We start from the raw sequence: 22,947 nt of genomic DNA on the forward strand, positions 1-22,947 counted from the left end.
CCGGGAAGCGGGTGCCTGCTCGCCGTCGCAGAAGGGGCGCGCCATGTCGCGGCCGCCCCCCGCGCGCCGGGATAGCGAGGATTGAAGCGCGGATGCTATTCACAGATACCACCACCCGATTCATCGTGCGCAGCGCCCCATCGGCCTGCGCGCGCCCCTGATGCCGGCCTGCTCCGCCCATGACCCTCATCACCACCATCCTGATCCTGCTGCTTGGTGTCGTCATCTCCGGCTCGCTCACCCGCGCGCTGCCCATTCCGGTGCCCCTGCCCCTGGTGCAGATCGCCCTCGGGTTCGCGGTGGCGGCGGTCGCCGACCTCGGGGTGGAGCTGCAGCCCGACATCTTCTTCCTGCTGTTCCTGCCACCGCTGCTGTTCCTGGACGGCTGGCGCATCCCAAAGGAAGGCCTGCTGAAGGACAAGGGCGCCATCATCGAGCTGGCATTCGGCCTGGTGGTGTTCACGGTGCTGGGCGTCGGGCTGTTCATCCATTGGATGATCCCCGCCATGCCGCTGGCGGTGGCGTTCGCGCTCGCCGCCATCCTCTCGCCCACCGACCCCATCGCCGTGTCCGCCATCGCCGCCCGCGTGCCCATCCCCAAGCGGCTCATGCACATCCTGGAAGGGGAATCCCTGCTCAACGATGCATCCGGCCTCGTGTGCATGCGGTTCGCGGTGGCGGCGGCGCTCACCGGCGCGTTTTCCCTGTTCGAGGCGGCCGGCACCTTCCTGTGGCTCGCCGCCGGCGGCATCGCCATCGGTGCGGCGGTCACCCTTGGCGTGACCATGACCAAGAACTGGATCTCGCGGCGTCTCGGCGAGGAGACCGGCGCCCAGATCCTCATCAGCCTGTTGATCCCGTTCGCCGCGTATCTCCTGGCGGAGCACCTGCACTGCTCTGGCATTCTCGCCGCCGTCTCCGCCGGCATCACCATGAGCTATGTGGAGCAGAGCGGCCAGGCGCTCGCCATCACCCGGGTCCAGCGCAGCGCCGTGTGGGACATGGTGCAGTTCGCCGCCAATGGCGTCATCTTCGTGCTGCTGGGTGAGCAACTGCCCTCCATTATCGCCGGCGCCGCCCGGGTGGTGCGCGAGGCGGGCCATCACGAGCCCATCTGGCTGGTGGTGTATGTGGTGGCCATCAACGTTGCCCTGGCGGCCCTGCGCTTCATCTGGGCCTGGGTCTCGCTGCGCTTCACGCTCTACCGCGCCGCCCAGCGGGGCATGCCCATGGAGCGGCCCAGCTGGCGGCTGGTGGCGGTGACGGCGCTGGCCGGCGTGCGCGGCGCCATCACCCTTGCCGGCGTGCTCACCTTGCCCATCTTCATGAACGACGGCTCGTTCTTCCCCGCCCGCGACCTCGCCATCTTCCTCGCCGCCGGCGTCATCATCGTCTCGCTGGTGGCGGCCTCCATCGGCCTGCCGATCCTGTTGAAGGGGCTGCAGCTGCCCGCGGAACCCACCCACCAGAAGGCCGAGGACCGGGCCCGGGTGGCCGCCGCCCAGGCCGCCATCAAGGCCATCGAGCAGGCCCAGCACGAGCTGGGCGAAGGCCGTCCCGATGCCGACCTGTACACCGAGGTCGGCGCCCGGGTCATGGACCTCTACCGCCAGCGCATCGACGGTCATTCCCGCACCGGGGCCGACGGCGATCGCTTCCGCACCGCCGAGAAGATCGAGCAGGACCTGCGCCTGGCGGCCCTCAGGGCCGAGCGGGTGGAATTCTATCGCCGCGGGCGCTCCAACCTGTTGTCCGACGAGATGGTGCGCAAGCTGGTGCGCGAGATCGATTTGGTGGAAGCCAAAATGATCTCCGACTGAGCTCAGCCCGCGCCCACGGCGCGGGACACGCTCACCAGATGCTCCCCCATCCACTGCGTGGCCGGCCCCAACGCATCGCGCACCCGGCGCACCACGCACATGGGCAGGCTCACCGCGGTGGCGCGCCCGTCCCAATCCTGCGGCGTGAGCCGCACCAAGGTTCCATCGGCGAGATCCGCAGCCACCAGGTGCAGCGGCATGCTGCCATAGCCCAGCCCCGCCCGCAGCATGGCGTGCTTGGCGCCCAGGTCGGCGATGCGCCACGTCTGAGTGGCGTGCACCCCCTGGTCGCGCGCGCCGCCGGGCCCCGAACGCTCGGTCAGCACCAACTGCACGTGATCCCGCAACACCTCGGCCGGGATGGCGCCCAGGCGCTGCGCCAGCGGATGGGAAGGCGCGGCCACCAGCGCCAGCTCCACGTCCAGCAGCGGCATCCGCGCCAGGCTCTCCACGTCGCGCGGCGCCGCCACCACGATGCCGAGGTTACAGACCCCGTCCATGACCAGTTGCGCGCTGGCGGAGAGGGTTTCCACGTAAAGCCGGGTCTGCACCGTGGGGAAATGGGCGCGGAAGCCTTTCAGCGCCTCCAACAGCACCGTCATGGGAAACATGGCATCCACCACCAGGGTCAGCTCCGCCTCGAGCCCACCGGCGATGCCACGGGCCTCCATGCGGAAGGCGCCCACCGCCTCGGCGATCCGCCGCGCCCGCGGCAGCAATGCCCGCCCCGCCTCGGTGAGCGCCGGCCGGTATTCGGCCCGGTCGAACAGCGCCGCGCCGGTCTGGTCCTCCAGGCGCCGGACCGCATAGGTGACCGCCGACTGGGCCCGGTTCAACGCCCGGGCGGCGGCCGAGAAGCTGCCGGTGTCCACCACCGCGAGAAACACCTGGATCTGGTCGAGGGTCAGGCCATCCATGAGACCATCTAAATTTCAGATCATGATGCTCTAAACTTTCCCAGTTTTTTCCGAGAAAGGCCAGTCCCATATTCCCCTCACGACAGCGGCCCCATAGGCCGCGTCACGAGAAAGGGACACGCCATGTCCACATCTTCCGCAACCACCGCGCGCCGGTGGCCCACCCTGTTCATCGCCCACGGCGGCGGCCCCTGGCCGTTCATGGCCAAGTCGCCCGATCCGGCGGCGCGCTGGGACGGGTTGGAGGCCTATCTGCGCGGTCTCGACGGCGCCCTCGGCGGCCGGCCCAAGGCGGTTCTGGTGATCTCGGGACATTGGGAGGAGAACAAGCCGACGGTCAACATCGGCGCCCATCCCGGGATGCTGTTCGACTATTACGGCTTTCCCGCCGACACCTACCGCCTCAGCTACCCGGCGCCGGGCGCGCCGGAGCTGGCGGCGCGGGTGCGGCAGGTGCTGGAAGGGGCCGGTATCGCCACCGGTGAGGAAACCACCCGCGGCTACGACCACGGCGTGTTCGTGCCCTTCATGCTCATCTATCCGCAGGCGGACGTGCCGCTGGTGCAGCTCTCCCTGGCCCACAGTCTCGATCCGAAGGCCCATCTCGCCCTCGGCCGGGCGCTGGCGCCGCTTCGGGATGAGGGGGTGCTGATCGTCGGCAGCGGCATGAGCTTCCACAATCTGCGCGCCTTCTTCACCCCCGATCGGCGGGTGAGCGATGCGGCCGAGGCGTTCGACAGCTGGCTGACCACGGCTGTGGAGGAGGAGCCCGCCCGCCGCGACGCGGCGCTCGCCGCCTGGGCGTCAGCCCCGGGCGCCCTCATGAGCCATCCGCGCAGCGAACATCTGGTGCCGCTGTTCGTGGCCGCCGGGGCGGCGGGAACCGATGCCGGACACCGGGTCTTCCACGACCATATCTTCGGCAAGGCCTATTCGGGCTTCCAGTTCGGCTGAGCGCCCGCCGCACGGCCCATCCACTTCCCCTCACCCTGACGGCGAGCAGGGCGTGAGCGGGCAGGCCCTCTCGCCGAGACAAGGACCAAGACTATGCTTTCCAACGACTTCTTTGAAACCTGGAGCCCCCGCCTTCTGTCGGTGCTGCGCATCGTGGCGGCGCTGCTGTTCCTCTCCCACGGCACGGCCAAGCTGTTCGGCTTTCCCCATGTGGCCATGTTCGACGGCGTGACCATCGGCTCGCTGTTCGGCCTCGCCGGCATCATCGAGATCGTCGGCGGCGTGCTGCTGGCGCTGGGCCTGTTCACGCGCCCGGTGGCCTTCATCCTGTCCGGCCAGATGGCGGTGGCCTATTTCATGATGCACGCGCCGCAGAACTTCTTCCCGCTGCTGAACGGCGGTGAGCTGGCGGCCCTCTACAGCTTCCTGTTCCTGTATTTCGCCGTTGCGGGCGGCGGCGCCTGGAGCCTCGACAAGCTGCGCTCCGCCACCGCCTGAGGCATCTGCGTCTCACAAGAAGGCCGCCCTGGCTGAGCCGGGGCGGCCTTCTTCGTTTGCGATCGGCGCGGCAGCGCGGAGCGGGAATCTCACGCGGTGCGGAACATCATGTCCATACGGGTCTCGCTGGCGCGGCGGATGTGGGCGCGCGCGGCCTCCTCCGCCCGCTCCGGCGCATGGGCGACGATGGCGTCCAGAATGCCCCGGTGCTCCTCCAGCGCCGCCGGCGAGCGGCCCTCCGCCTCGAAGGTGGTGCCCGGCAGCAGGGTCAGGGCATCGGAGAGCTGGGCCAGGGCCTGCGACAGGTAGCGGTTGCGCGCCGCCTCGTAGATGGCCTGGTGGAACAGGCGGTTGAAACGGCCGGTCTCGGCCGGGTCGTCCAGCACCTCGGCGCTCTGATCCAGCAGATCACCCATGGCCTTGATCTCGGACGGCGAGGCATATTGAGCCGCGCTGGACGCGGCCGCCCCCTCCAGCACCGCGCGCAGAAAGTAGATTTCCCGCACCTGCTGCATGCTGAACTGGGACACGGCGAGGCCCCGCCCCGGCACCAGTTCCAGGAGGCCGTCGGCGGTGATGCGCCGGATGGCCTCGCGAATGGGGGTCCGGCTCACCCGGAAATGCTCGGCGAGGTCGGCCTCGCGCAGCCGCTGGCCCGGCTGGAACTCGCCCGAGCGGATGGCCTCGCGGATCCGCTGATACGCGAACTCCGCGCGGGAAAGGTTGCTGTCGGAAGGCTCGTCCATGGTCTTTTGCCGTCGTATCCGCATGCCGCGACCGCATCCGCGGCACGTCGTATTCGCGCGTATACTGCGACTGTTCGCGGGCGGCACCAAGGCCTGTCTTCCCGCGCGTCCGCGCCCTCGTGTCGCGGCGCCGCCCGCGCGGCCACACCGCGGCCCCTCGGCCGGCGCTTGGATTTCGTGCAGGGTGCGCCTTCCACCGGCCCCTCACAAGCCCCGGCGCTCACGCGGCCGAAGCTACCCTTGCGTCACACCACCCGACGCGCCACGGGCGTGATCGACGGCTAGGGTCCCAGCCATACCCCCATCGCATGGATGGCGCATCGGCTCCCCTTTTCATGTCTTGGAAGGATGGGCTGCGAGCCCTTCATCCCACCCGTCGGAGCCGCTATAGGTCAGCGCCAGCTGCGCCGCCCCGACGCGGCCCGCTCCAAGACCTTCCAAGGAGGCTCCCATGACTGCCGCGCCCTATCCCGACGTCCAGCTCCATATCGATGGCGTGTGGCGTGATGCCGAAGGGTCCCGCCGCATTCCGGTGCTGAACCCGGCCACCGAGGAAGAGATCGGTACCGTCGCCCACGCCTCCATCAACGACCTCGACGCGGCGCTGGAGGCCACCACCCGCGGCTTTGCGGTGTGGCGCAACATCTCCGCTTATGAGCGCTCCAAGCTCATGCGCAAGGCCGCCGACATCCTGCGTGAGCGCGCCGACACCATCGCCCGGCTGATGACCCTGGAGCAGGGCAAGCCGCTCCCCGAGGCGCGCATGGAGACCCTGGCCGCCGCCGACATCATCGACTGGTTCGCCGAGGAAGGCCGTCGGGCCTATGGCCGCGTGGTGCCGGCCCGCGCGCCGGGCATCTACCAGCTGGTCATCAAGGAGCCCGTGGGCCCGGTGGCCGCCTTCACCCCCTGGAACTTCCCCATCAACCAGGTGGTGCGCAAGCTGTGCGGCGCGCTGGCGGCCGGCTGCTCCATCATCGTCAAGGCGCCCGAGGAGACCCCGGCCTCCCCGGCCGAGCTGATCCGCGCCTTTGTCGATGCCGGCGTGCCCAAGGGCGTGATCGGCCTCGTCTACGGCGTGCCGGCGGAAATCAGCGAATACCTCATTCCGCACCCGGTGATCCGCAAGATCACCTTCACCGGCTCCACCCCGGTGGGCAAGCAGCTGGCGGCGCTGGCCGGCGCCCACATGAAGCGGGCGACCATGGAACTCGGCGGCCATTCACCGGTGATCGTGTTCGAGGATGCCGACGTGAAGGCCGCCGCCAAGCAGATCGCCACCGCCAAGTTCCGCAATGCCGGTCAGGTCTGCGTCTCCCCCACCCGCTACCTGGTGCAGGAAAAGGTGTATGAGGAGTTCGTGGACGCCTTCGTGGCGGTGGCCAAGCAGGTGAAGGTGGGCAACGGCCTCGATGCCGACACCACCATGGGCCCGCTCGCCAACGCCCGCCGCATCCCAGCCATGGAGGCGCTCATCGCCGATGCCCGCCAGCAGGGCGCGACGGTGGCCACCGGCGGCGCCCGCATCGGCAACAAGGGCTATTTCTTCGAGCCCACCGTGGTCACCGGCGTGACCCGCGAAATGCGCATGATGAACGAGGAGCCGTTCGGCCCGCTCGCCATGATGCTGCCCTTCTCCGACTTCGACGAGGCCGTCACCGAGGCCAACCGCCTGCCCTACGGCCTTGCCTCCTACGCCTACACCCGCTCCGCCAAGACCGCCAATGCGGTGGCCAATGCGGTGGAAGCCGGCATGATGACGATCAACCACCTGGGCCTGGCCCTGCCGGAGGTGCCGTTCGGCGGCATCAAGGATTCCGGCTATGGCTCCGAGGGCGGTTCGGAGGCCATCGAGGCCTATCTGAACCCCAAGTTCGTCTCCCAGGCCGGCGTCTGAGCCTGCGGGCGCATCCGGGAGCGTCCCCCACCCCACATGAAGACGGCGGCCATGACGGCCGCCGTTTTTTTCGTTTCAGCTCCCGGGTCCCTATGGGTGCCTCAGCCGTCCAGCCGGTCCGTATCGGGGGCGATGCCTCTGGAGGTGGGCGCGCCATCGTCCAGTGCCGCCAGGTGCGCGACCACCAGCGGCCGGTAGCGGGTCATTCCCTTGTATTCCGCCAGGTCCGGATGGAGGTCCCGCAGCACCCGGTGCAGGCGCCGCCGCCATTTCGGCACTCGGGCGATATCGCTCACCGAGGTGAGATAGCAGCGGATGCCGAACAGGATGGCGTTGGAGCGCGGCAGCCGGAACAGGGTCTGCAGCTCCACCCGCAGATGAACCTTTTCGGCCACGTTGTCGGCGGTCACCGTGGTGCGGTCCGGACCCCACACCGGGTAGTTCTCCGGCGAGGTGTCGAGCCGCGGGTTGATGGTCATGGTCCAGTTGAGGCGGCGCACCGGCTGGCCATACTGCAGCCGCAGCAGATACTTCAGGGCGCGGTCGAACACCCCCCGGTCATGCGCCACCCCGGGCACCGGCCCATGCCATTCATGGAAGCTCATGCCGATGTTGAATTCCAGCGACCAGTCCGCCTGGGTGGTCACCATGCCACCGTCGACGAACAGATTGTCCTCGCGCTGATCCTGCAGCGTGAAGTCGCCCTGCACCTGACGGGTGATGTATTCAAACGGCGTGCAGGGCAGCGTTTCCGGCTTACCGAAGGTGAAGGTCTGGTGCAGGCCGAGAGGACGGTTGACCCAGGTCCACACGTCCCCCGCCTTGGACAGGGTGAAATGCGCGGGATAGTCCGCCGCCAGGCTCTCCATGATGAGCTCCAGCGTATCCCATTGCGCCGCCATCATATGGGGCAGCACCTGACAGCGCTTGGGGTCCTCCTTGAGCACCCGCTCGCGCTCCCGGCACTCGCCCACATAATGCTCATCGATGTCGAACACCGCCTGGAAGGCGGGGGTGGCACCTCCCTTCACATGAGGCTCGATGTTGACCGAATACATGTATTCATCTTCGGGGAACGGAAAGGGAAAGCGCAGAATGTCTTCCGGCGACTTCTTATAAGTGAAGGTGTCGCGGAAGGTTTCGGCGGGCTTGAACTGCACGGTCATCGGATCCCTCCACGGTTCACAGGTCGAGCACGAGGCGCGGCCCGCGGGCACGCGACACGCACGGCATGATGAGGGCGCCGGCCGCCTTCTCCGCATCGGAAAGGAAGTCGTCGCGGTGGTCCACCTCGCCCTCCTCCACCCGCGTCACGCATTCGCCGCAGGCGCCCCCCCGGCACAGGCAGCGCGCAGCCACGCCGGCCGCCTCGATCGCCTCCAAAAGGGTCTGGTTCTCGCCCACCATCACCTCCATGCCCGAGCGGGTGAGGACCGCCTTGAACGGCAGGCCGCCGGCAGCTGCGCCGAAGCTCTCCTTGTGCACACTGCCCCTGGGCCAGCCGAGGGCGAGCGCGGTGGTGCCCACCGCATCCATCAGGCTATGCGGCCCGCAGGTGTAGACATGGCTGCCGAGCGGCTGGCGCGACAGCAGCCCGGCGAGATCGAACGCCGCCCGGCCACCCCCATGCACGCGGATGTCGGCATCGACCGCATAGGGCGCCAGCAGGCGCTCGAACACCGGCACCTCCTCGGGGGAGGACAGATGGTGCAGCTCGAACCGGGCGCCCCGGGCCTGCAGTTCCGCCAGAAAGGACAGCATGGGCGTGATGCCGATGCCGCCGGCGATGAGCACGTGTTTGCGGGCGGTGGCCGCGAGCGGGAACAGGCTCACCGGCGGCGCCATCTCCAGCACGTCGCCGGCCGCCACATGGGCATGCAGGAAGGCCGAGCCACCGCGCGACTGCGCCACCTTGCGGACGATGATCTCGTAACGCCCACGCGCCCCGGGGGGCGAGACCAGCGAATAGGCATTCTTCATCACCCGCGCGCCATCGCGCAGGGTCAGCATCACATGCCCGCCCGCCGGCGCGGTGGGAAAGGCGCCCCCATGGGCCGGCTCGAAGGCGAAACGCTTGAGGGTGGGCGCCAGCGCGGTAATCTCGCGCACCCGCACAGGGATGGTTCCGGTCATCGGTAGATCTCCTCGGACGGCGGCACCTCGCCGGGCACCTCGGCATCGATCTGCACGGCCATGAAGGCGGCGAGACGCTTGGAGAAGTGATCGCGCACGAACAGCGACGCGCCGCAGCCGGCACAGGTGACGATGGAGGCGGTGATGCCTTCCGAGACGGTGCGGCAGTGAACGCAGAAGATCCGCCGGGCCTGCGGCCCCATCTGGGCGAATTGCATCTCCTGGCGGGTGAGGCCCGCCACCGCGCCGATGTTGAACACATCCCACAGAAACGGCTCGGTGCCGGCCGCGCACAGGCGCAGCCCCATGGTCTCGCGCGCCAGGCGCTCCTCCAGGGCCGAGAACAGCTGGCGGGCGGAGCGGAATGGCCGCACGGCCCCCGCAGCCTCGTCCATCACCGGCGCGCCAGGCACCGTGCTGGCATGGGCCACGGTCCATGTCTCGAAGGCGGAGGGGTCAACCCCCTCCGCCATCAGCTCGTCCGGAAGGCCGGCCCCTTCCACCACCAGCAGCGCGTGGCGCGCGGCCGGATCACCGGTGATCTTTCCGTAGGCGGGGCGGCTCTTGATCCCTTGGTCGCTCATCTCGTTCCCGTTCAGTAGACCGCGATGGAATGGGCGACGATGACCACCACCGCGCCCACGAGGAGCGCCAGGTAGGGCAGCAGCCCGGCGCGGGTTCCGGCCCCCGTTTCCGCCTTGAGGTGCATGTCTTCCAGCATGGCCGCCGGGAACTGGCCCTTGTCGGTCACGTAGTGGCGGAAGGCGAACACCGGCAGAATGAGGGCCGAGCACACGAGACCCGTCACCAGCGTGCCCGCGCCCCAGATGTCCGCGCCCATGCCGAGCAGGGCGAGGTTCACATATGCGAGCAGCGTGCCGAGACCGAGCAGCCAGCCGGGCGCCTTGTAGGGCCGCGCCCAGGACGGACGATCGATGCGATGGATCCAGGTGGCGTTGAGATTGAGGAAGTTGAACAGAATGTAGCAGACATTGGAGATGGCCAGGACAAAGACGTAGTCCGACATCATCAGCAGCACGAGATTGAAGGCGAGATCGGTCCACATGGCCCGGGTGGGCGCGCCGTTCTCGTTCACGTGCGACAAATACTTGGGCAGCCAGCCGTCCACCGAGGCCTGATAGAGGGTGCGCGAGGACCCGGCCATGGAGGTGATGATGGCCAGCATCAGGGCGAAGATCAGCATCACCACGATGACGGTGTGCACCAATGCCCCACCCTTGATCATGCTCGCCATGGCGCTCGCCACGCCCATGCCGGAATAGATGTCGGCATTGAGGATGCCATCATAGACGGCAGGGGTGACGATATTGCCCTGGGCATCGATCACCGCCGGCGTCACCATGTGGCCGAGGCCGAGCACGCCCTGGAAGGCGATAGGCACCAGGGTGAAGACGAAGATGCACAGCAGCCCCGAATAGAGGATCGCCTTGAAGGTATCCGTCTTCGGGTCCTTGAACTCGCGCGTGTAACAAACCGCGGTCTCGAACGCATAGGTGGACCACGCGGCGATGAACAGGCCGCCGGCCATCAGCGTGATGCCCGCCATGTTCCACTCACCCGCCACCACCTGGCCGGTGCCATCCTTGGCCAGCGGCGCGAACGGACCGAGGTTCGCCAGCAGCACATCACCGGTGACCAGCGGCACGAGGCCGATGAGGATGAGGGGCAGCAGCGCCGCCACCCCCAGGATGACCTGCACCCGCGCCGTCTGGCTGATGCCGCGATGCTGGATGGCGAAAGCCACCAGCAACAGCGCCGCCCCCAGGAAGAAGGTGGCGTTCACCCGCAAGGTGAGGCCGCTCTTCAGCCAATTGAGATCAAGCAGGGTCAACGACCAGCTGTTGATGGCGGCATCGGCCGGAAACAGGATGGAGAGCACATAGCCGGCGGCAAGGCCGGAACCGATGGAGAGCACCGGCGACCAGGCGAGCCAGTTGCACCAGACCGAGAACGGCGCCAGGAGCTTGGAATAGCGCACCCAGGCCACCGCGCCATAAACCGAGGCGCCGCCGGACTTGTGCGGAAACAGCCCGGCAATTTCCGCATAGGAAAATGCCTGTATGAAGCCGAACAGGATGGAGACGCTCCACACCACCCAGGCAGGCGCGCCCACGGTGGCGCCGATGGCGCCGATGGAAAACAGCACCAGCGCTGGAACGCCGCTGGCAATCCAGAATGCACCGGTCCAACTGATCTTGCGCTGGAGCGAGCCGGCGTCTGCCGACGGCTCCCCTTCAACCGCGGTTATGGTCATGTTTGATCCCCTCTTGATTGCGGGGAGTTTCTCCATAAGAAAAATTATTGTCAATGACGATATACATCTGACGCGAAGTCAGAGCGAGCATATTTTTTGCTCACATCGGCGCACATTCGGTGCGCACACAGATGAAAGCACACGCAATACATGCGTCAGAAAGACTGACCAAGTTGATCCAGCCTTACGCGCATGTGCCAGCGCCCCCGCGCGGCACTGGCCGGGCGGGGGTGAGCTTTCAAACGGGCCAGACGCCGGGCTCAGGCGCGCACGCGCGTCTTCTGCGGATCGAAGTGGGGAAACGGCACCACCTGCGCGCCGATCCGCTTCTGCAGCCCGTCGAGCTTGCCGATCTCCAGCCGGGTGCCCACCTCTGCCGCCGCCACGTCCACCCGGGCGAGCGCGATGCTCGCCTTGAGGATGGGCGAGCGGGTGGCGCTGGTGACGACCCCCACCTGCGCCCGGCCATTGTAGAGCGGATCGCCGTGGCCCACCGCCTCGTTCCCGTCGATCACGAGGCCCACCATCTTGCGCGCGGGATGCGCCTTCCGCCGCGCCAGCGCCTCCCGGCCCACGAAGTCCTCGTCCTTGTTGGCCACCGCAAAGCCGATGCCGGCCTCGTACGGGTCGGTCTGATCGCAGAAATCATAGCCCGCGAAGACGAGGCCCGCCTCGATGCGCAGCATGTCGAGGGCATCGAGGCCGAGCGGCTTCAGGCCTTTGGGCGCGCCCGCAGCCCACACCGCGTCCCAGACGGCGGCAGCGTCCTGCGGATGACACCAGATCTCGAACCCGAGCTCGCCCGTGTAGCCGGTGCGGGAGACCACCAGCGCCGGCCCCATGGGTCCGCCGAGCCGCGCCACAGCGAAGCGAAACCACTTCAGCTCCGCAATGGCCGGCTGGGTCGGCGCCGTCCAGATCACTTCCGAGAGGATCTCCCGCGAGAGCGGACCCTGCACGGCGATATTGTGCAATTGGTCAGTGGAGGATTTCACGAAGACCCTGAGGCCCCATTCCGCCGCGTTGTCGCGCAGCCACTTGCCGGTGAATTCCTCGCCGCACACCACGCGGAAATTGGCCGGCCCCAGCCGAAACACGGTGGCATCGTCGATCATGCCGCCATGGTCGTAGCACAGGGCCGTATAGACCACCTGCCCGACCGCGAGCTTGCGCATGTCGCGGGTCACCGTGCGCTGCAGCAGCAGCTCCGCATCCGGGCCCGTGACCTCGAATTTGCGCAGCGGCGAGAGGTCCATGATGGCCGCGCGCTCCCGGCAGGCCCAATATTCCGCCACCGGCCCCTCGCCGGTGAAACAGGTGGGCAGCCAGAAGCCGCGATACTCCACGAAATTGCGGGTCTTCTCAGCCACCCGCGGATGAAAAGCGGTCTCGCGCGTCAAACGCGGCTCGGCATCGGCGGTCATGCGGAAGGCGGTTCCCCTGGAAAAGTGCGCGGCACCATCATAGACGCGCACATGAATGTCGGTGGGCTCCCAGCCATTGGCGGGGTCGATGTCGTCCGCGCAGGACGAGGTGGCGCAGACGAGATCGGTCAGCGCCCGGAGCAGCACATAATCCCCCGGCCGCGACCAGGGCTCGTCCATGGTGAGCGCGTTGGCGTGGTCGATGCCGGTATTGTAGAAGAAATTGATGGCCGGCCAGCCCCGCTTCGGCCGCACGCCCAAAGGCGCCAGCACCACATTGAAATTGTCGGAGCAATTGGCGTGGCCGGGATAGCCCATGTCTTCATAATATTTGGCCGAGCAGGCCAGGGCGAACGTATCGTGCCGTCCCACCGTGTCACGGATCACCTCCACCAGCGGGATCTGTCGCTCGTCATAATATTTCGAGTGCAGGCCCGGCCCGGGATAGGCGGCGCCCATCAGCGTCCGCGTGGTGGTGGCGTCGAGGCCGAATTCCTCTCCCCGCACGAGCCCCGCCGCATCGAACGCGAGGAAATCGGAGCACTGGCGCCCGGCCACGTCGATGATCTGGATATAGTCGCCGGCCTTGACCCGATAGGCCTTGGCCTGCGCCGCCGGCACCCGCAGGTCCAGGATCACCGGCGCCAACGCGGGCGGCAGCGGCACCGGCGTGCCCGGCCCGCGCGCGATGCGCAGATGCAGCTCGGTGGGCGGGGTCTGCTGGTCCGGCGCCATGGGCGTCCCCGGTGCCGACACCACCAGGAGCAGCGCAACCGGGGCGGTGAAGCTGAGTGCGGCACCCGGCGCCGTGCCATCGGCCAGCACCAGGTGGCCAGGATGCGCCCGCGGATCCACGCCGCGCTCCGCCAGCACGCGCGCCACGTCGTCGGCCCCTTCTCCGCCACCCTGGCCGGCCAATGCCGCGCCGAGCGTCACCGTGCCGTCGGCCCCGAGCCCGAGCAGCGCTCCGGCAGCCATGCCATCGCAGGCGATGGGAAACAGCAGCGCCGGCTGGCCGCCCTCCGGATCGACCAGGGTGACATGATCGCCGGCGGCGAGCTCCACCACGCGGCAACCGCCGCCGCGCACCACCAGGTACTGGCCCGCAGACGCCCCCGCCGGGGCACCGATGGCAGAGGACGACACAAGAGGCACATTCATCACGATCCCATTTCGGCAGCGGGCCCATTGGCCCCGAGAAGGCGGCTCACGCAGCCGCCGCCAGCAGGCGATAGCGGCCGCGGTAGTACAGCAGGGGAGCGTCGTCGCCCTCGGCATGCATGTGCACCACGCGGCCCACGAAGATGATGTGGTCGCCCCCGTCGTAATGCGCGTAGGGCACGCACTCGAAGGTGGCATGGGCGGCGGTGAGCCGGGGCGCGCCGCTTCGGCCCGGATGCCAGTCGGTGCCGGCGAATTTGTCCTCTCCCGCCCGGGCGAAGCGGTTGGAAAGCTCCTGCTGGCTCTCCAGCAGGATGTTCACCGAATAGGCCTTCACCTGCTCCAGCCGGGCCAGGGAATTCAGGGTGCGGGCCATGCAGAACAGGATCAGCGGCGGATCGAGCGAGACGGCGGAGAAGGAATTCACCGTCACCCCCATCAGCCCCTCGTCGTCGCCGGCCATCACCACGGCGATGCCGGTGGCGAAACGGCCCAGCGCGTTGCGCAGCTCACGCGGATCAAGACCGGCGTCCAGATCAATCGTCGAAGTCGTCACCGTCGGCATGGGCAATGCTCTCTCGCAGCGGATAAGGACACGCCGCCCGCCCCACCGCCGCGCGTGGCGTGCGCGAGCGGCGGGACCGGCGGCGGTGTGCCGTTCAGGCCACCTTGGCGGTGGTCTGCACCTCGGCGAGCAGCTTTTCAGCGAAAGCGCGCTTTTCCAGATCGTCCATCTTCTTGATCTCGTTATTGAGAACACGCGTATTGATGGACTTGTTCCAGTAATCGAGGCTCTCGAACCCCAGCAAGGAGGCCTTGCCGACGAACTGGCGCAGCACCTCGTTGGTGGGCCCCATCACCCAGCCGGCCTTGCCATCGCGCAGATAGCGCTCGATCTGCAGGGCTGGGCGATAGCCGGTGCCACCGGTGGCATGCAGCATCTTGTCGACCACGTGGGCGACATTCTTGGATGCGGTGAACTTCACCTGCCACAGCCAGTGCAGCAGCGCCGAGCGCGGCAAGGCATTCACATCCTCATGGATCGACCAGTCGCAATTGCCGGTCACCTGGTCGAGCGCCGCCGCCATCTGGAAATCGAAGGCCCGGCAGGTGTTGGTGTCCATGATCGCCTCTCCCACATAATCCTGGATGGTGGGGTAGTCGGCGACACGCATGCCCACGTCATTGTGGGTCTTGCGGGTGGTGTGGCGCTTGGCGATGTCGATCACCGCCAGGGAGATACCGTTCCAGCAGGCGGAAGACAGGGTGAGGAAGAAGGGGTCCACCACCTCGTCATTGGACTTGGCGCCATCGCCGATGGGGCCCACCAGAGCCTCCTTGGGCAACACCGCGTTCTCGATCATGATGGGACCGGACTGGTTGCCGCGCAGACCCAGTCCATCCCATTCCGAGGGATTGGACTTCACCTCGTCCTTGGTGACGAGGAAGCACGACAGATCCGAATAGTCACCGGCGAAACCAGGGCTGGTGGTCTGGATGATGTACCAGTCGGCAAAGCCGCCGGAGGTGGTCCAGGAGGCCTTCTTGGTCACCTTCCAGCCATCGCCATGGGCTTCGGCCTTGGAGGAGATGGGATACCAGAAGTGCGAGCCGGTCTCGGGATCCGAATAGGACAGGGTGCCGATCAGCACGTCCGTGTCGAGCCGCTTCAGAATATCGGTGAGAATGAGGTTGTCGTGGTGCCGCAGCAGGGCGGCGGCGGTGGCGCCGAGGTGCATGGTGTAGCACATGGCGGTGGACGGACAGCCGTAGCGGGCGATGGTTTCCACCACCATGGCGGCACAGACATGGTTCTCACCGAGCCCGCCCAGCGCCTTGGGAACATTGAGGCCGAGCAGCCCCAGCGACGCCAGGGCCTCGAAATTCTTGCGCGGGTAGATGTATTTCGCGTCGCTTTCGATGGCATTGGCCCGCAACGTCTTCTCACACAGCGCGATGAGCTTGGATTGCAGCTCCTTCTGCGCCGGCGTCAGCAACCATTGCGGATCCCACTCGAAGCCGAGACCCCAAAAGTCTTCCCCACCCCACTTCTTGACATCGGACATGACATGAGCTCCGCCAGGCCGGCCCCCGACCGGACCAGACCGCTGTTGCGCCTTTCGCGACCCGTTCCCCTCAGTGAACTTTTTTGACGCCGCGGAAACACAGTGCCATCGAACGCTTCATGTGCAAGCCCATTGATTGAGCAAGTATTGACCAATTATGGGGCATTTCCTGTTCTGCAATGTTCAGAGACATACGAAGCGATCAAAGCGTATGCAGCAAAACAGAAATTTTCTTATCACGAAAATCAATTGACACAAAATGAGCGTGCTTTCAGGATGCGCCAGCGTCGCGACCGGCGGCGGGCGACCGGAACAGAAACGCCGGAGCGGCGGACAAGATCAGGCCCGCGGGGCCGGCAAGAGGGGATGAGGATGACTGAAACCGTTTGGCGCCAATCCGTTCTCAACGGGCGTCACCGCGAGCTCGGGTCCAAGCTCGAGGAATCCTGGAACAACATGGCGATTCCGCAGCATTATGCGACCTGCCCCGATGAGGAGACGGTGGCGGTGCGCACCCGTGCCGGCCTGATCGACGTTTCGGCGCTCAAGATCATCCACGTCACCGGCAAGGACGCGCTCGCCTTCCTCAACGCGCTGGTGACCGCCGATCTCGCCAAGGTGCCGGCCGGCCGCTCCATGATCGCTTCCATCGTCAATGACGACGGCGGCCTGATCGACGACGTGCTGGTTTATGTGGACGGGCCAGAGACCTTCCGCCTCTCCCATGGCGGCGGCGCCCTCGAAGAGGCCCTGCCGGTGGTGGCGAAGGGCTTCGACGTCTCCTATCAGCGCGACGACGATGTGCACATCCTCTCCCTGCAGGGGCCGAAGGCGCTCGACATCCTCGCCCCCCATACGCCCATGGATCTGAAGGCGCTGCCCTACTTCGGACATGGCAAGACCACCCTGTTCGGGGTGCCGGTCTCCCTCGCCCGGGGCGGCTATTCGGCCGAGCGCGGCTATGAAGTGTTCTGTGCCGCCAAGGATGCGGTGGCCCTGTGGGATCAGATTCTCGAAGCCGGAAAGCCGTTCGGTGCCATGGCCGTCTCGTGGGATTGCCTGGACATCGTTCGGGTGGAGGGTGCCCTGCTCTTCTTCCCGTTCGACATGCCCCATGCCGACACCACGCCCTGGGAAGTCCTCATGGACTGGTCCGTCGACCTCAACAAACCCTCCTTCCGGGGCAAGGAAGCGCTGATCCGCCGCAAGGGCACCGAGCGCACCCATCAGGCGGGCATGGAGGTGCTGGCTGCCACGGCGGTGACTCCCGGCGCCAAGATCCTTCGTGATGGTGTCGAGGTGGGCGTGGTGAACTCCGTCACCTACAGCCGCTACCTGATGAAGTCGCTGGCCCTGGTGTCCCTGAAGCCGGAGGCCACCGCGCTCGGCACCGCCCTCACCGTCGCTGACGGCGCGGCACGGCTTGAAGCCAATGTGGTGCGCACGCCCTTCTACGACCCCATGCGCCTGCGCACCCATCCCCTGGATGAGCGCGACTGAGCATCCGCTCAGCGCAACGCGGCCACGATGGCATCGAGCCCGTCGGTCAGCGCCGCCGGGCCGGGCTGCAGAATGAGCGGCGACTTGATCTCGGTGATGCGGCTGTGCCGCACCGCCGGGATCTCGCTCCAGCCCGGTCGCGCGCGGATCCGCTCGGGCACCACCTTCTTGCCGCACCAGGAGGCGAGGATCACATCCGGTGCGGCGGCGATCACCGCCTGCGACGTCACGCAGCGATCCTTGGCCGCCGGCGCGCCGGAGCGATCGGCAAACACATCGCACCCGCCGGCGATGGTGATGAGCTCCGAGACCCAGCCGATGGCGCTGAGCAGCGGCTCGTCCCATTCCTCGAAATAGACCCGAGGCCGTGGCCCCGGCGGCACCGCCGCGGCGATGGCGTCCAGACGTCGCTCATAGCTGGCGACCAGGTGTTCCGCCCGCGCCCGCGCGTCCACCAGCGCGCCCAGAAGCCGGATCATGGCCAGGATGCCGGCGATGTCCCGCTGGTTGAAGGCGTGCACCGCCACCCCGGCCCGCACCAGATCGGCGCAGATCTCAGCCTGCATGTCGGAGAACGTGAGCACCAGATCCGGCGCCAGCGCCACGATCTTCGGCAGGTCTGCGGAAGTGAAGGCGGACACCCGCGGCTTTTCCCGCCGCACCCGTGGCGGGCGGACCGCATAGCCCGATACGCCGACGATGCGATGGTCCTCTCCCAACAGATAAAGCGTCTCCACCGTTTCCTCGGTGAGACAGACGATCCGCTCGGGAGGAAAGCGACGCATGGAGCCTCCTTGGGGCGCCCCGGGGTTGCCGCGGTGCACGCCCGTGCTAACCTGCCGGCGATGACGCAAGGATCTTCCTGGTGGCAGGGGGCGGTGATCTACCAGATCTATCCGCGCTCCTTCAAGGACACCTCCGCCGACGGTGTCGGCGATCTCGAGGGCATCGTCGCAGCACTCGATCATGTGGTGGATCTCGGGGTGGACGCCCTGTGGATCTCCCCGTTCCAGAAATCCCCCATGCGGGACTTCGGATACGACGTCGAGGACTATCTCGCGGTGGATCCCCTGTTCGGCACCGTGGACGACGTGAAGCAGATCATCGCCGAAGCCCACAAGCGGGGCCTCAAGGTGCTGATGGACCAGGTGCTCAGCCACACCTCGGACCAGCACCCCTGGTTCCGCGAGAGCCGCGCCTCGCGCACCAATGCCAGGGCGGACTGGTATGTGTGGGCCGACCCCAAGGCCGACGGCACCGCCCCCAGCAACTGGCTCTCCCTGTTCGGTGGCCCCTCCTGGCAGTGGGAGCCGCGACGCGGCCAGTATTATCTGCACAACTTCCTGGGCAGCCAGCCGGACCTCAACTTTCACAATCCCGAGGTCCAGGATGCCCTGCTCGACATGTGCCGCTTCTGGTTCGACATCGGCGTGGATGGTTTCCGGCTCGATGCCTGCACCTTCTATTTCCATGACCGGCTGCTGACCGACAATCCACCCGCCGTCGACCGCGAGCCGCCTGGGCTGCTGCGCTTCAATCCTTATACGCTGCAGGCCCACATTCATGACGTGGACCAGCCGGAGACCCTCGGCTTCATGGCCCGCCTGCGCACCCTTGCCGAGAGCTACGACGGCCGGGTTCTGCTGGGCGAGTTGAACCAGATCGACGGCGTGCGCCTGCACAAGGCCTATACGGCGCCAGGGCGGCTGCAACTGGCCTATGGCTTCTTCCTGCTGAATGCCGAGCACGTGGATGGTGCGGTGCTCGGCGACCTGGTGGCCGAGTTGGGCGATCATCCCGGAGACGGCTGGCCGTGCTGGGCGCTCGACAACCATGACGTCATGCGCGCCGTCTCGCGGCTGCGGCAAGGCGCCCACCACCCCGGCTTCACCATCACCCTGCTCGCCGCCCTCTCCTGCCTGCGGGGCGCCCTATGCCTCTACCAGGGCAGCGAGCTCGCCCTGCCCCAGGCCGAAGTGCCGTTCGAGCGGCTGCGCGACCCCTATGGACGCGAATTCTACCCGGCCTATCAGGGACGCGACGGGGCCCGCACCCCCATGCCGTGGCAGGCCGACGCGCCCCATTGCGGCTTCAGCTCGGTGGAGCCCTGGCTACCCATCCCCGACGCCCACCGCCAGATGGCGGTGTCACAGCAGCTGCGCGAGCCCGGCTCGCCCCTCAATCGCCTGCGCCGGTTCCTCGCCTGGCGTCGGACACAGCCGGCCCTGCGCGGCACCTATGAGAAGATCCACGCGGCCGACGGTGGTCTCCTCGTCGTCGAGCGGCGGAGCTACGAAACCCATCAGGATGGGGTCCTGTGCCTTTTCAACCTTGCTGACGAGATCCGCGAGGTGCCCCTGGCGGATCTCCCCATGGGTGAGGATCTGACCGGCCACGGCTTCGGAGGGCTGCGGCTGGAGCACACCCTGCAGCTGCCCCCATGGAGCGCGCATTTCACGGCGCTGACCTGACGCACCGCCGCCGGCCTTGGCTCCAACATCCGGCGAGCAACTGGCCTCACCATCGAAAACCAGTTTGGCGGGACGGCAGGCAGCATCGGGCCGAGATCTCGTCCACGCGCCCAGCCGTCACGCGCCGACACTGCCGCCGCTCGAGCGCGACGCATTTTTCTCTTACACCACCATGACTTGCAGACCTGTTCCACGGACCGCCCGCCCCCCTTCCAGGGACGGCTGCGCGCCTTCCGCCAGCGGTATGGAGGTAATATAGAGCCGCCGCAACATTTGCCAAGGTAGACTTACGTTTAGCAACCCACAGATAAATGCCACAAACAAGGCGTTATACAACCAAAACGGAACGTCTTTTCGTTCCTGCGCATGTTGAACATTGCTATAGAGAAGCCATGTTCGCTGAGCACAGTGCTCAACCCGAGAATCGGACGCAGCAGCGGCTGATGATCAAATGCCCCGCGCGCCGCGCGGCACAGATACCCGTGCCAAGCCCTGACCGGCATGGGGAAGCGGGCCGGATGGTGGACCCCCCATGACACCGTCCGGCCCGTGCTTCATTGTGCATCTCGAGCCCGCCAGCCTCACGCATCACCGCAGCACAACCACCTGCCGGATCCCGCAATAGGCGCCAGACCCATACGGCCCTATGCCTCCGGTTCGGCGCCGCCGCTCAGGGTCCGCTTGGCGATGGCATAGCCTTCCGCCTGGTTGTTGCGGATCGCGAGATCGGAGAAATCATAGTCGCGGCTCGCGTGCTCACCGCTCTGGCCGGTGCGCACAATGCGGGTGATGGAGCTGTTGGCGCCATCGCCCATGAGCTGGATATAGGCCGGAATGCGCTTGATCTTGGCCGCTTCCGCATCGTCCAGGAAGCTCACCACATAGTCCACCAGCTTCCGATAGAGCTCGATCTTTTCCCGATAGTGCAGATCGCTCTGCACCCGCTCCGAATAGACGATCTCGTCGCGCCGGGCGAACACTTCCATCATGTTGGCCGGCAAGGCCCGCTTGCCCGAGAACAGATCGACGATGAAGACCCGCTTGCCATCAGGACCGCACCGCTCCAGCAGTAGATCCAGCGGCGAATTGCTGATGATACCGCCATCCCAATAGGCCTTGCCGTCAATGACAGTCCACGGAAACCCCGGCGGCAGGCTGCCGCTGGCGAGCACATGATCCGGCGTCAGATCATCCACATAACTATCGAAGACCTCCAAAGTGGCCGTCGTTACGTCGACAGCACTCATCAGAAGGCGGACCGGACTGTCCTTCAACGTTTTGAAGTCCACATATTTGCTCAACAGCGCGCGCATGGGCGAGGTGTCGTAATAGCTGGTCCAGTTGATCGGCCAGTCCCCCGGCCCCTTGGGTGGCATCACCCAGCGCGGGGTGAAGAAATTGGGCACGCCCAGCGACAAAATCTTGGTGGTGGCCGCGGCCCGTCGCAGATCCTCATAGGCCAGCTCCGGCGTGGTGACCGAGAGATCCGCCCAGAACGATTGCAGCGCTTCGGACGCATGGCCTGGATTGCCGGCAATCACCGCCCCGTTGAGGGCGCCGATAGAAACCCCGGCGACGATGTCGGGGAAGATCCCCCCCTCCTCCAGGGCCTTCACCACACCGCATTCAAATGCGCCAAGGGCGCCGCCCCCCTGCAGGATGAGGGCGGTCTGGGTGGGGATGTGGTCGAGCACGAAGCCCGGCTCCCGCAGGCGCTCCTTCACTGCGCCGAGCGCCACGCGATAGCGTATCAACCCTTCCGCCACCCGGATCTCATCCGGCGGCCGCCCCACTGAGAACAGCGCGCGCGGCACATCGCCCTTGAGATAGAATAAAGCGAACGAGCCCTTCTCCAGCGAGCCGCGGGTGATCCAGTTGTCCGCTTCCTCGGGCGATCCCAGCACGTTGAAGCCGATGTCCCCCACCTCGCAGAAGAAGTACGACACCTCGTCATAGCGCAGCCGCCGCCCCAGCATGTTGCGGGCGACCAGGCGGCCCTGCTTCTGGGCATTGTCCCAATGCTGCAAATGCCGGCGCCGTGCGAACACCGGATCATAGAAGGTGGTGACGTCGCCGGCGGCGAACACGGTCGGGACATTGGTGCGCAACTGGGCGTCGGCCACCACATATCCCTCGTCATCCAGGCTGATGCCGCTGCCCTTGAGGAAGTCGGTGGCCGGCGTGACGCCGATTGACACCACCACCAGGTCGCAGGGCACCAGCTGGCCGCCGATGGTGGCCACCTGTTCCACATGCCCACAGCCGCGCACCGCCGCCACCTGCTCGTTGAGCAGCAAGGTGGCGCCCCGCGATTCGGCATAACGCTCGAAATATTGCGACAGGCGCGGCGCCTCCAGATGCGGCAAGAGGCGGGGTCCCCGTTCGATGATGGTCACCTGCAGGCCCGCAGCCAGCAGCGACATGGCAATCTCGAGCCCGAGATAGCTCCCGCCCAGCACCACCGCCCGCTTGGCCTCGGACATGGCGCCGCGAATCGCCTCCGCATCGGAGCGTTGGCGCAGGCTGAACACGCCCGGCAGGTTGGCGCCGGGCGCCTTCAACGCCAGCGGCTTGGCCCCGGTGGCGATGAGCAACTGGCCATAGCCGATCTTTTCGCCCGTGCGGGTGACCACCACCTGGCGGGCCGCGTCCACCCGGTCCACGTGGGCACCCAGCACCAGATCGATGCCATTCTCCTCATAGAAGCTCATCGGATGGATGAGCAGGCGCTCATCCCCGTCGTCGCCGAGCAGCAGATGCTTGGAGAGGGCCGGGTGATGATAGGGCGGCACATCCTCCGCCGAGAGCATCATCACCGAGCCGGTGGCGCCCTCCGCCCTCAGGGTGGAGGCGGCGGCGGCGCTGGCGATGCCACCGCCAAGCAGCAGGAAATCGGCGTAGCGCGTGGCGCCGGTCTGGACCGCCTCAGGGGCGAGTGTGCCTGCGTTCATGCCATCTCCTCGCCGGCAGGCGTGATTGCCGTGCGCCCCGGCCTCTGGTGCGCTTCATGGCCCACCATAACGCAGCCTTCATGACGCGCGGCCGAAAAAGGTCACCCCGGCGACCCGGGCGGGGTCCGGCACAA

At 66.9% G+C, this 22,947-nt stretch carries 17 protein-coding genes; 6 read left to right on the plus strand and 11 right to left on the minus strand.

What is annotated here, in order from left to right:
- Positions 1-179: 179 nt before the first annotated feature.
- The gene (locus MEU52_RS02730) at positions 180-1,820 is read left to right on the plus strand and encodes a Na+/H+ antiporter (RefSeq protein WP_238121451.1); all 1,641 of its coding nucleotides are present in this window, start codon (positions 180-182) and stop codon (positions 1,818-1,820) included.
- Positions 1,821-1,822: 2 nt separating this feature from the next.
- Here MEU52_RS02730 and MEU52_RS02735 read toward each other — a convergent pair whose 3' ends face one another.
- Positions 1,823-2,737: a LysR family transcriptional regulator gene (locus MEU52_RS02735; protein WP_238121449.1), complete on the minus strand. Its 915-nt coding sequence runs from the start codon at positions 2,735-2,737 to the stop codon at positions 1,823-1,825.
- 123 nt (positions 2,738-2,860) lie between these two features.
- On the opposite strand from MEU52_RS02735, the gene MEU52_RS02740 reads away from it, so the two are divergent.
- Together MEU52_RS02740 and MEU52_RS02745 are read left to right on the plus strand one after the other, a co-directional pair.
- Positions 2,861-3,691: a DODA-type extradiol aromatic ring-opening family dioxygenase gene (locus MEU52_RS02740; protein WP_238121448.1), complete on the plus strand. Its 831-nt coding sequence runs from the start codon at positions 2,861-2,863 to the stop codon at positions 3,689-3,691.
- A gap of 93 nt (positions 3,692-3,784) precedes the next feature.
- Positions 3,785-4,189: a DoxX family protein gene (locus MEU52_RS02745; RefSeq protein ID WP_238121446.1), complete on the plus strand. Its 405-nt coding sequence runs from the start codon at positions 3,785-3,787 to the stop codon at positions 4,187-4,189.
- An 89-nt stretch (positions 4,190-4,278) separates the two neighbouring features.
- On the opposite strand, the gene MEU52_RS02750 is transcribed toward MEU52_RS02745, so the two are convergent.
- Positions 4,279-4,935, minus strand: coding sequence for a GntR family transcriptional regulator (locus MEU52_RS02750; RefSeq protein WP_238121445.1), 657 nt, complete (start codon positions 4,933-4,935; stop codon positions 4,279-4,281).
- 451 nt (positions 4,936-5,386) lie between these two features.
- Between MEU52_RS02750 and MEU52_RS02755 the strand changes: the two genes are divergently transcribed.
- Positions 5,387-6,832 (plus strand): NAD-dependent succinate-semialdehyde dehydrogenase, encoded by a 1,446-nt coding sequence (locus MEU52_RS02755; protein WP_238121444.1) that lies wholly within the window; start codon positions 5,387-5,389, stop codon positions 6,830-6,832.
- A 101-nt stretch (positions 6,833-6,933) separates the two neighbouring features.
- On the opposite strand, the gene MEU52_RS02760 is transcribed toward MEU52_RS02755, so the two are convergent.
- From MEU52_RS02760 to MEU52_RS02790, 7 genes are all read right to left on the minus strand, one after another.
- Positions 6,934-7,998 carry a heme-dependent oxidative N-demethylase family protein gene (locus MEU52_RS02760; protein ID WP_238121443.1) on the minus strand — a complete coding sequence of 355 codons (1,065 nt, stop codon included), beginning with the start codon at positions 7,996-7,998 and terminating at the stop codon, positions 6,934-6,936.
- A 16-nt stretch (positions 7,999-8,014) separates the two neighbouring features.
- Positions 8,015-8,965: a PDR/VanB family oxidoreductase gene (locus MEU52_RS02765; protein ID WP_238121441.1), complete on the minus strand. Its 951-nt coding sequence runs from the start codon at positions 8,963-8,965 to the stop codon at positions 8,015-8,017.
- Complete coding sequence (locus MEU52_RS02770; protein WP_238121440.1) at positions 8,962-9,549, minus strand: dimethylamine monooxygenase subunit DmmA family protein; 588 nt, start codon at positions 9,547-9,549, stop codon at positions 8,962-8,964. The genes MEU52_RS02765 and MEU52_RS02770 overlap by 4 nt, the downstream gene beginning before the upstream one ends.
- Positions 9,550-9,560: 11 nt before the next feature.
- Positions 9,561-11,240, minus strand: coding sequence for an APC family permease (locus tag MEU52_RS02775; RefSeq protein WP_238121439.1), 1,680 nt, complete (start codon positions 11,238-11,240; stop codon positions 9,561-9,563).
- Between the two features lie 260 nt (positions 11,241-11,500).
- On the minus strand, positions 11,501-13,825 hold the full coding sequence (locus MEU52_RS02780) for a DUF1989 domain-containing protein (protein WP_238121438.1): 2,325 nt from the start codon (positions 13,823-13,825) through the stop codon (positions 11,501-11,503).
- 46 nt (positions 13,826-13,871) lie between these two features.
- Positions 13,872-14,390 carry a flavin reductase family protein gene (locus MEU52_RS02785; RefSeq protein ID WP_238124998.1) on the minus strand — a complete coding sequence of 173 codons (519 nt, stop codon included), beginning with the start codon at positions 14,388-14,390 and terminating at the stop codon, positions 13,872-13,874.
- A gap of 94 nt (positions 14,391-14,484) precedes the next feature.
- A complete protein-coding gene (locus tag MEU52_RS02790) occupies positions 14,485-15,891 on the minus strand; it encodes an acyl-CoA dehydrogenase family protein (protein WP_238120274.1) in 1,407 nt (468 codons plus the stop codon).
- Between the two features lie 372 nt (positions 15,892-16,263).
- On the opposite strand from MEU52_RS02790, the gene MEU52_RS02795 reads away from it, so the two are divergent.
- Positions 16,264-17,391 (plus strand): aminomethyltransferase family protein, encoded by a 1,128-nt coding sequence (locus tag MEU52_RS02795; protein WP_238120272.1) that lies wholly within the window; start codon positions 16,264-16,266, stop codon positions 17,389-17,391.
- A gap of 8 nt (positions 17,392-17,399) precedes the next feature.
- Here the strand turns inward: MEU52_RS02795 and MEU52_RS02800 are convergent, their stop codons facing one another.
- The gene (locus MEU52_RS02800) at positions 17,400-18,176 is read right to left on the minus strand and encodes a cobalamin-binding protein (RefSeq protein WP_238120270.1); all 777 of its coding nucleotides are present in this window, start codon (positions 18,174-18,176) and stop codon (positions 17,400-17,402) included.
- Positions 18,177-18,236: 60 nt separating this feature from the next.
- On the opposite strand from MEU52_RS02800, the gene MEU52_RS02805 reads away from it, so the two are divergent.
- Positions 18,237-19,862 carry an alpha-amylase family glycosyl hydrolase gene (locus MEU52_RS02805; protein ID WP_238120268.1) on the plus strand — a complete coding sequence of 542 codons (1,626 nt, stop codon included), beginning with the start codon at positions 18,237-18,239 and terminating at the stop codon, positions 19,860-19,862.
- Between the two features lie 644 nt (positions 19,863-20,506).
- Here MEU52_RS02805 and MEU52_RS02810 read toward each other — a convergent pair.
- The gene (locus MEU52_RS02810) at positions 20,507-22,813 is read right to left on the minus strand and encodes an FAD-dependent oxidoreductase (protein WP_238120266.1); all 2,307 of its coding nucleotides are present in this window, start codon (positions 22,811-22,813) and stop codon (positions 20,507-20,509) included.
- Positions 22,814-22,947: the final 134 nt, after the last annotated feature.

This window comes from Xanthobacter sp. NM-25 (assembly GCF_022138605.1).
Classification (GTDB): Bacteria; Pseudomonadota; Alphaproteobacteria; order Rhizobiales; family Xanthobacteraceae; genus Xanthobacter.